The sequence below is a fragment of the Arthrobacter sp. GCM10027362 genome, from assembly GCF_042679445.1.
Taxonomy (GTDB): Bacteria; Actinomycetota; Actinomycetes; order Actinomycetales; family Micrococcaceae; genus Crystallibacter.
Genome location: NZ_JBHTML010000159.1, coordinates 1 through 9170 on the forward strand (window position 1 = coordinate 1; position 9170 = coordinate 9170).

The following is a 9170-nucleotide window of genomic DNA, read 5'->3' on the forward strand; positions in this document are numbered from 1 at the left end:
CGGTGCCCTGGTGGTGGTTGTCCAGGGCCGGGACTTCTGGCGCCGGCCCTTCCTCGGCGACGCCGGCTATGCCGAGCTCGGCCTGGGCGGCGTGGACGGCATGATGGTGCGGCTGCTGGTCCTCGCCGTGGGAACCGTGATGGCTGCCGGCTTCATGCTGGTGCTGCCGGGCCGGCCGGGGGTGCCCACGCTGCCGGGCGCGTGGACCGCGGCCGCCGGCCGGCACACCATGTACCCGTACCTGCTGCACCTGCCGTTGCTGACCATCGTGGGGGCATCGCCGCTGGTGGAGCTGGGCCCGCCCACCGTGCGCACCCTGGCCTTCCTCGCCGCGTCCGTGCTGTTCTGTGCCCTGGCGGCCAGCCCGCCGGTGCGGTTCCTGGCCCGCCCGCTGGTGGAACCGCACAGTCCGGTCCAAGACCGGCTCAGGCGTGCTTGAGGCTCAGCGATCCGTGCAACGTCGCATACGGGCGCCAGGACGGGGCCGGACCGGGGAAGCCGATCCGGAAGGTGCGCAGCACGTTGCGCCCGTGCACCTGCAGCAGAATGTCCAATTCGTTGTTGGCCGCCGGCACCCCGCGGTCCAGTTCGGCCGCGCCGGCCCCGGCTTGGATCCGCAGCCGGCCGGGTTCGCGCTGCAGGACCTCACCCGGGACGAATGCCGGCGGACCCACGGTGCGCCGGCCGATCACCAGGTTGACCTCGAGGAAATCCTGGGCCGCGGAACCGGCATCCGCGGCCCAGGTCAGGTCGCCGCGGAAGCTGAGTCCGCCGGCCGCGTGCAGGGTCAGCTCGGTGAGCACGAAATCCAGCCCCGGGACCAGCAGCCGGTCCGGAACCTGCCGCCAGGCCTGGTCAATGACCTGCGCCCACTGCGCCATCACGGCCTCGTCGGAGAACTTGGCGCTGCCTGCCCAGGCAGCTTCGCCCAGGCTGCGGGCCAGCTGGTCGTCCGTGCACAGCCGGACCACCCGTTCGGCCGCGGCCTCGGTGTCCCCCGGCGGCACGAGGAAGCCGTTGCGGCCGTCCTCGACCACGTCCCTGGGACCGTAGCGGATGTCGTAGGAAACCGGCGGGCAGCCCCGGCCCAGGCTTTCCATCAGGGCCAGCGGCTGGCCCTCGAAGCGGCTGGTCAGCAGGGAAAACCTGGCGGTTTCGAACTGGTCCGCCGCGTTGGGCGCGTGGCCGCGCAGCCTCACGACGCCGGCCAGGCCGGCGTCGTCGATCCTGGCCTGCAGCTGTTCGCGCTGGGAGCCGGTGCCGTAGATATCCAGCACGGCACCGGGCAGCCGGCGGTGGACTGCCGCCATCACGTCGATGGCTTCGGCCAGGTTCTTCTGCGGCTCGAGCCGGACCGCCATGACCCCGCGGTTGGCCTGGCGGTCCTCGAACGGCGGCAAGGTGGCGGCACGCGGCTTCGGGTTGGAGACGGTGAAGAGGTTGGTGGCGGTGCCAAAGCGCTGCTCGTAGTCCTCGCGCTGGCGCCGGGTCAGGAAAACCAGCCCGTCCCAAGCGGCGCTGTTCTCGAAGATGCCCTTGCGGGTTCCCGCCAGCTTGCCCTGGAACGGATCCCCGCCGCCGGCGATGTGGCTGTTGTGCACCACCACGAACTTGAGGATGTGGCCCGCCTGCAGCGGCGCCACCACCCCGGCGGCCACCGCGCTGTCCACCACGAAAACGGTCCGTTCGCCCGCGGCCAGCTCGCGCAGCCAGTGCCGGTAGAAGTCCCCTGCGCTCCGCCAGCGCCCGACCGCCTGCCCGCTGCGGTCCAGCAGCGTCAGGTACCTCCCGAGGGAATGGCCGGCAGCGTTGACCGGTGCCTCGTCCCGGAAAAACTCGCTGCCGTCCTCCCGGTAGTACATCCGGCGCGCCAAGGTCTCGCCGTCCGGGCGCATCAGCGTGCGCATGAACACCCGGCCCCCGGGGTCGAACACCACCTCGGGCACCCCGGCGGTCCCCTCGTCCGCAGGAACCTCCGGCGCGGCACCGGCCCGGCCCTCCAGTGCGGCCTGCCGGTAGTACTGGAAGACGTTGAACACCTCGACGCCGGGATCGATCTTGCCCTGGTCCCGCAGCCGCTGCAGCGTCGACGCATAGCTCGGCTTCGGCTCGAAGGTAACAATGGCAGCCTCCCGGCCGCCGTGCTGCCGGAAGGCGCCCGCCCGGTGCAGGCTCATCGCGGTCATGCCACCGAAATTGTCCGCGATGCCCCACAGCACCATGAAGTACTTGCCCGCGGGCAGCACGGGCTCCCGGTCCTCCGCCATGCTCAGGCCCCCTTCCGCTTGAAGCTGAGATTGCCGAACTTCGTCGGATACGGCAGCCAGTTCAGGCCCTCCGGCTGCCAGGCGACCCGGGTCCGGACCGTTCCCGAGGGTCCGCGCAGCAGGAAAAAGAGGTCGAGCAGCTCATCCTCGGGGGCCGCCAGCGCCGCCAGCGGGATGGTGCACCTGACCGCCGTGCCGCCCGCCGGGCCCCCGTCGAGGCTGGCAGGGAATTCCCGTTCCGCCAGGCTGCGCCGTTCGACCACGGCGAAGGCGGCCCCGACCGGGCCTGCCCCCGGTGCCGGACCGAGGCTGCCGGCAAGAAGCAGCATGCCGTCCCCGGTCACGCTGACCGCTTCGAACTCGAACCCGCCCTGTCCCGCCTGCTGCATAGCCGTCCCCCTTGGACCTCGGCAATCCCGTTGCCAAGAACGTGTTGCCACAATGTGTTGCCCGAATGTGCTCCCGACCCAGTGTATGGATCCGCCCGCGCCCTTGACAGGGGCAAACACCTCCGCTCCGCCCGGGCGGACCTGCCGAAGGTCACGGTCCGGTCACAACGGCAAACACACATACGACACTCTGTTCACTCTTTTAACTCCAGTGTTACGGTGAAAAAGCCATTCGCCCGCATGCCTACGTCCTGCCGGACAGCTGGTTCCTTCCGCCCGCGGCCGGAACCAGACGGAGTACCCCTATGAACCCTCGCACCCAGTCTCCCGCCCGCCGCCGCACCTTACGCCGGTCCTGCCCCCCGTTCGTGTCGGGCCTGACGGCGCTTTCCCTCGGGATCGCCGGGCTGCTCGCCGCCCCGCCGGCTGGCGCGGCCGACAGCGAACCAACTCCGGCGGCCACCAGCACCGCCCTCGGAACGGGCGCGCCGGAGGGCGCCGGCGACGATTTGGACCCGGCCGTCGCGCCCTCCGAAACGGCGGAGGCATCCCCGGAACCGGTGGAAACCGGCCAGCTGCTGCCGGAACCCGAACCGGCACCGGAAGAGACGGCTGCGCAGACGGCGGCCCCTTCGGCCGAAGCCACCCCGGAGGCAACGCCGGTTCCGGATCCGGCGGACAAGCTGGAGGCCGACGTCGAGGTGCCCGTCGAGGACCTCTCGCAGGAACAGCTGCTGGAGCTGCTGGCGGTGCTCCAGGGGGACCACGGCGCGGAAATGGGCCATGGCCTGGAACAGCGCACCGAGCGGGTGGAGGAGCTGGCGGAGCCGGAAGTCCAGGAGGAGCTCAAGGACACGCTCGAGCAGCTGGACATCGAGCGCACTGCGGCGGTGCGGCCGGCGGCCGCGGTGCCCGCGGCGAACCGGAACAAGTGGCGCCCGGACGGGATCCAGGGCATCGACGTCAGCAGCCATCAGCCCGACGTCAACTGGACCACCGAGTGGAACTACGGGGCCCGGTTCGCCTATGTGAAATCGACCGAGGCGCTCTCCTATAAGAACCCGGAATTCTCCGAACAGTACACCGGCTCCTACCGCGTGGGCATGATCCGCGGCGCGTACCACTTCGCCATCCCCAACGTTTCCTCGGGCAACGCACAGGCCAACTACTTCGTGAACAACGGCGGCGGCTGGTCCGCCGACGGCAGGACGCTGCCGCCGCTGCTGGACATCGAGTACAACCCGTATCCGGAGCTGGGCAACACCTGCTACAACATGAGCCCGCGGCAGATGGTGGCCTGGATCAAGGAATTCTCCGACACCATCAAGGCCCGCACCGGGCGTGTCCCGGCAATCTACACCACGGCGGACTGGTGGAACCATTGCACCGGCAACAGCACCGCCTTCAAGAACCACCCCCTGCACGTGGCCCATTACACCCAGGGAACCCCATGGTTGCCGGCAGGCTGGACGTCCTACGACATCTGGCAGTACAGCTCCTCCGGCCCGTTCGTGGGCGACTCCAATGTCTGGCGCGGCAGCTGGACCGCCCTGAAGAACTTCGCCGGCCTCTATGACTACAAGCTGCGCAATGCCACTCCCGGAGACCTGACCGCGGACGGCAATGCGGACCTGCTCTCCCGCCGCACGGACGGGACCATGTGGCTGTATCCGGGCAACGGCAAGGGCGGCTTCGGCACGCCCCGGAAGCTCGGCAGCGGCTGGCAGAAATACAACGCCCTGATCGGCGCCGGGGACCTGGACGGGGACAAGCGCCCGGACCTGCTGGCCCGGCACACCGACGGCTCCCTGTGGTTCCACGCCGGCACCTCCGGCGGCACCCTTGCCAAGGGGGTGAAGGTGGCGTCCAGCGGCTGGTACCAGTTCAAGTCCATCCTGGTGCCCGGGGACCTGACCGGGGACGGCAAGCGGGACGTCGTGGTCACGCTCCCGGACGGCTCGGCCTGGGTCTTTCCCGGCCGCGGCACCGGGGCCTTCGGTTCGCGGACCAAAATCGCTTCCAACTGGAGCGGCTACAACCAGCTGGCCGCCCCCGGAGACTTCACCGGGGACGGCAAGGCCGACCTCCTGGGCCGCAGGCCGGACGGCTCCCTCTGGGTGTTCCCCGGAACCGGCAAGTCCAGCCTGAACGGTGCCTTCACGGCCTCGAAACAGGTTGCCCCCGAGGGCTGGAACCAGTTCACCCAGATCCTCGGCCTCGGCGACAACAACCGGGACCGGAAGGCGGATGTGCTCGTGACGCTGCCGGACCGCGGGCTCGGGTTCTTCGCCGGCACCCAGATGAAGGAATCCAGGGGCCTCGCCACCAAGCCGGTCCGCGCGGGCGACTCGGTCTGGAAGACCTATGACCTGGTCATTGCCGCCGGCGACCTGAACGGGGACGGGGATCCGGACCTGCTGGCGCGCAAGCCCAGCGGCTCCTTGTGGTTTGCCCCCGGCAACGGCCGCGGCGGCTACGGTGCCCGGACCATGATCGGCAAGAGCGGCTGGAACCAGTTCAACCTGCTGGTCGGGGTCAACGACTACGACGGGGACGGCCGCAACGACATCCTGGCCCGCGGGCAGAAGGGCTCGCTGTGGCTCTACCGCGGCACCGGCAGGGTCTCCGCCGGCGAACGCGTGTTCAGGGCCAAGATCCAGATCGGCAGGAGCGGCTGGAACCAGTTCACCTCCCTGCTCGGCGCCGGCGACGTCAACGGGGACGGCAGGCAGGACCTGGTCGCCGTCAACGGCAGCGGCGCCGTCTACCTCTATGCCGGCACCGGAACCGGACGCACCGGGAAGAAGTCCCAGGCCGACAGCGGCTGGCGCAGCTACAGCCTGCTCACCGCCGTGGGCGACTACAACGGGGACCGCACCGGAGACGTCGTCGCCCGGAAGCAGGACGGCTCGCTCTGGCTGCTGGCCGGCTACCGGAAGCATTCGGCGACCAAGGGTTGGTTTGCCGCCGAACGCCGGCTCTCGTCCAGTGGCTGGGACAGCTTTAACCGGATCCTCGGCGTCGGACGCTTCGACGGCGACAGCAAGAACGACCTGGTGGTGACCAAGCCCACCGGCTCCGGCTGGTTCTATGCAGGAACGCAGTTCCAGCACAGCGGACTGCTGTCCCGAAGGTCCGCCGGCCGGCTCTGACGGCCGAAGTTGGGAGGGACCCCGCGCCGCGCACTATATGATGGGTACTTGCCTCCGGCCCTCCGCACCGCCGGAGGCAAGTACGGGCGGCCTCTGCGGAGGCCGCTGGACCAAGGACCGGCTCGACCCTGCTCGGCGTGGTTGTCACCGCGGCCTGCAGCCGGCATCCGCAACGCGCGAAAGGCAGCACGATACCGCCATGCAATTTAACGGCCCTCCGACCGCTGCCACCGTCCTGCGGACCCAGGCGAAGCGGCTGGTCCGCGCCTACGGGCGGCTGGCAGACCCGGATCCCCTCCGGTCCCTCCAGAGCCGGCTGGGGCAGCGCGCCGCGCGGTTGCCCGGTCTGGCCCGGATCCACAGGCATTCCGAGACCTGCATATGCCTGGAGTTCAAAGCGGACCCGCTGGCCTACGCGTTCGACCTGCGCCTGAAGGCCGGCATGGTGGAGCTGTCCGTGGTGGGGCGCGATGCGCTCAGTGCCCGGGTCCTGCGCAGTTCGCTGATCGGTTTGGCCCCGATGGTCCGGGACAAGGGCGAGCGCCATGTGCTGCGGCAGTGGCCGGCAGCCCGGGGCAGCCGCTCCCAAGTGGTCCGGGACACGCTCGAGCGCATGCACTGGCTGGCGGACCTGCTGCAGGTCCTGCCGCACGAGGCGGCTTCGCAGCGGCCGGTCCCCGGCAGCCACGTACCGACCTACTGGTGGGACCTCAAGCCGAACTTCGGGGACACCGCCGGCCCATGGCTGGTGCAGAAAATGACCGGCCGCCCCGTGATCAACAGCAAATGGATCGAGCCCCGGCAGCCATCGCTTTTTACCGTCGGATCGGTCGTCGGACACCTGGACGCGCCCGGGCACCAGCTGTGGGGGTCCGGCATCATCAATCCCCTCGGCGACGAGAAGGCGGCACGGATCGGGCCGAACAAACCGGCAGCCATCCACGCGGTCCGCGGCAGGCTCACCCGCCACGAGCTCACCACGAAACTCGGCTGGGATGTTCCCGCGGTCTACGGCGACCCGGCCCTGCTGCTGCCGCGCTACCTGGAACCGGAGCGGTCGGCCAAAAGCGCCGGCAAGGTCGCGATCGTGCCGCACTATGCGCACAAGTCCCACTTCGCCGGCGTCAAGGGGCCCGGCCTCCACGTGGTCAACGTGGCCAATGGCCTGGAACGCGTGGTGGCCCAGATCGCCAGCGCCAGCCACTGCATCTCCACGTCCCTGCACGGCATCATCGTTGCCCACGCCTACGGCGTGCCGTGGACCTGGCTGCGCATCGGTGACCACCAGCTGCACGGGGACGGCTTCAAGTTCGAGGACTTCTTCACCGTGCTGGAGCGCGGCGAAGTCTCCGAAGCAGCGGTTCCCGCCGAGCAGATCCGAACCACTGACTTCGTCGCGTTGGCCCGGAGCGCCAGGCGTCCCCGCGACGTGGTCAGCCTGGAGCCGCTGCAGGATGCATTCCCGGCGTCCGTGCCGGCATGAACCAAAGGCAAGAAGTGAGCACGCCCACCGTTTCCATCGTTACTCCCACCTACAACTGCCTCGAACTGCTGCAGGAATGCCTGGACAGCCTCTTCCGCCAGACGCTGCCGCAGCCGGACATCGAAATCATCGTTGTCGACGACGGCTCCACCGACGGCACTTGGGACTACCTGCAGTCCCTGCGTGCGGAGCACCCGAACCTGGTGGCGCTGCGGCAGGAAAATTCCGGCCGGCCCAGCGTCGGCCGCAACCGCGGCATGGCGGCGGCCACCGGCGAATTCGTCTTCTTCCTGGATTCCGATGACTGGTTCGCCCCCGAGGCGCTGGAACGGATGGTGGCCGCCGCCCGCGAGCACGGCTCGGATGTGGTCCTGGGCCGCATGGTCGGCGAGAACCGAACGGTCTACCAGGGTGCCTACGAGGCCACCGTCTACGACGCCGACCTGCTGCGGGATAACGCCTGGCAGGTGCTCGGCCCCTGCAAGCTGTTCCGCACATCGCTGATCCGGCGGCTCGGGATTTCCTTTCCCGAAGACATGGTCCAGGGCGAGGACCAGGTCTTCGTTTCCCAGTGCTATTTTGCGGCCCGCAGGATCAGCATCCTGGCTGACTACGACTATCACTATGTGCGCGGCCGGCAGGACGGCAGCAACATCTCCCGGCAGCATCAGACCCTGCAGAACAAGCTGCTGACCACTACCCGGCTGGCGGAGATTATCTCGGCCAACACCATTCCGGGCATCCGGCGCTACGCCTTTTTCCGCCGGGTGATCTTCCGGACGCTTGCCCCCGCCCTGGGGACGCCGTTCATGGCAGCTCCGGCCGAGGAACAGGAAGCTTTCCTCCGCCAGATCCGGCAGGCGGTGCTGCCCAACATGCGGTCCAAGGACCTTGCCGAAGCCGCCGACGTCCCGCGGCTGCGGCTCGCCGCCGCCCGCCGGGGCAGCAGCGCACAGCTGGCCGAACTCAACCGGCAGCTGGCGGACGGCCCGGCCTACACCACCGAGCGCGGCAGGCTGTACTTCGACCTGGGCCCCGAACTGAACGGCCTCATCCCGGCCGGCACGCGGCAGGTCCAAAATACCTGGCGGCTGCCCCACGAGCACGAAGAGCTGTCTGCCACCGTGGAAGGACTGGCCGCCACCTACCGGCTGGAGTCGCCGCTGTTCGATTTGCCCGGGCTGGCCCTGGTGCCGCCGGTACTGGAGCTGACGAGCCGCGGCTCCTCCCCCGTCACCGCGAGTGTCATCGGCACACCGCTGGGCGGCTCCCGCTGGCAGTTCGTCTGCGGCGCGGAACTGCTGCCGCAGGCACCGGAGCCCCCGGTGATCTGGGATGCCCGGCTGGTGCTGGCCGACGGTACCCGCACCCTGGCCGCCAGCCGCGCGAGCTACCCGCGCGCCGAGGATGCCGCCAGGGCCCGCGCCGTCGTCCTGCTGGCCCCGGACACCGGACAGCGCACCTACCTGGAGGCGTATACGACGGCGAGCGGGAACCTGAGCATCCGCCAAGGCCCGCGGCCGCGGGCCACCGCCGCCAAGGTCGCGGCGTACGACGACGGCGTGCTGGAACTGAAGCTGCCCAAGGGCGCCGGTGCCGTGCGCGGCGTCGCCCTGCAGGTCTCCGGCCGGCGGCGCCGGCTCGAGCACACGGTGCGGCCGGACGGGAACCTGGCCATCCGGCTGCCGAACCCGATCCCCGCGGCGTCCCCCGCGGATTCCGCGGAACCTGCCGTCCCGCCGTTCGTGCTGGACATCGATTGCGAACACGCCGGCTGCCAGCTGCCGCTGCGCGCCAAGGACGGCGTCCTCGGGCCGCTGAAGCGGCCGGCCAAGCCCGGCGCGGCAAAGCCTCCCGCCCGCCCCGGCAAGCCGGCCCC

6 protein-coding genes are annotated in these 9170 nt (G+C 69.9%); 4 read left to right on the forward strand and 2 right to left on the reverse strand.

All coding sequences use genetic code 11. The annotated features are described in order from the left end of the window. On the forward strand, nt 1–439 hold a 439-nt coding region (locus ACFQ36_RS17690; RefSeq protein ID WP_377015985.1), incomplete at its 5' end, for a hypothetical protein. Here the strand turns inward: ACFQ36_RS17690 and ACFQ36_RS17695 are convergent. Together ACFQ36_RS17695 and ACFQ36_RS17700 are read right to left on the reverse strand one after the other, a co-directional pair. Continuing rightward, nucleotides 426–2267 (reverse strand): glycosyltransferase, encoded by a 1842-nt coding sequence (locus ACFQ36_RS17695; RefSeq protein ID WP_377015987.1) that lies wholly within the window; start codon nt 2265–2267, stop codon nt 426–428. The genes ACFQ36_RS17690 and ACFQ36_RS17695 overlap by 14 nt on opposite strands. A gap of 2 nt (nt 2268–2269) precedes the next feature. Next, nucleotides 2270–2656: a hypothetical protein gene (locus ACFQ36_RS17700; RefSeq protein WP_377015989.1), complete on the reverse strand. Its 387-nt coding sequence runs from the start codon at nt 2654–2656 to the stop codon at nt 2270–2272. Nucleotides 2657–2961: 305 nt separating this feature from the next. Between ACFQ36_RS17700 and ACFQ36_RS17705 the strand changes: the two genes are divergently transcribed. From ACFQ36_RS17705 to ACFQ36_RS17715, 3 genes are all read left to right on the forward strand, one after another. Beyond that, nucleotides 2962–5808, forward strand: coding sequence for a GH25 family lysozyme (locus ACFQ36_RS17705; protein WP_377015991.1), 2847 nt, complete (start codon nt 2962–2964; stop codon nt 5806–5808). A 199-nt stretch (nt 5809–6007) separates the two neighbouring features. Beyond that, on the forward strand, nt 6008–7291 hold the full coding sequence (locus ACFQ36_RS17710; RefSeq protein WP_377015993.1) for a polysaccharide pyruvyl transferase family protein: 1284 nt from the start codon (nt 6008–6010) through the stop codon (nt 7289–7291). Between the two features lie 14 nt (nt 7292–7305). Next, the coding region (locus ACFQ36_RS17715) for a glycosyltransferase (protein WP_377015995.1) at nt 7306–9170 on the forward strand (1865 nt) is incomplete at its 3' end.

Bases quoted from the DNA above. Each gene is read 5' to 3' on its own strand.
- ACFQ36_RS17705 (WP_377015991.1), top strand. From the start codon at position 2,962: ATGAACCCTCGCACCCAGTCTCCCGCCCGCCGCCGCACCTTACGCCGG.
- ACFQ36_RS17695 (WP_377015987.1), bottom strand. From the start codon at position 2,267: ATGGCGGAGGACCGGGAGCCCGTGCTGCCCGCGGGCAAGTACTTCATG.
- ACFQ36_RS17700 (WP_377015989.1), bottom strand. From the start codon at position 2,656: ATGCAGCAGGCGGGACAGGGCGGGTTCGAGTTCGAAGCGGTCAGCGTG.
- ACFQ36_RS17710 (WP_377015993.1), top strand. From the start codon at position 6,008: ATGCAATTTAACGGCCCTCCGACCGCTGCCACCGTCCTGCGGACCCAG.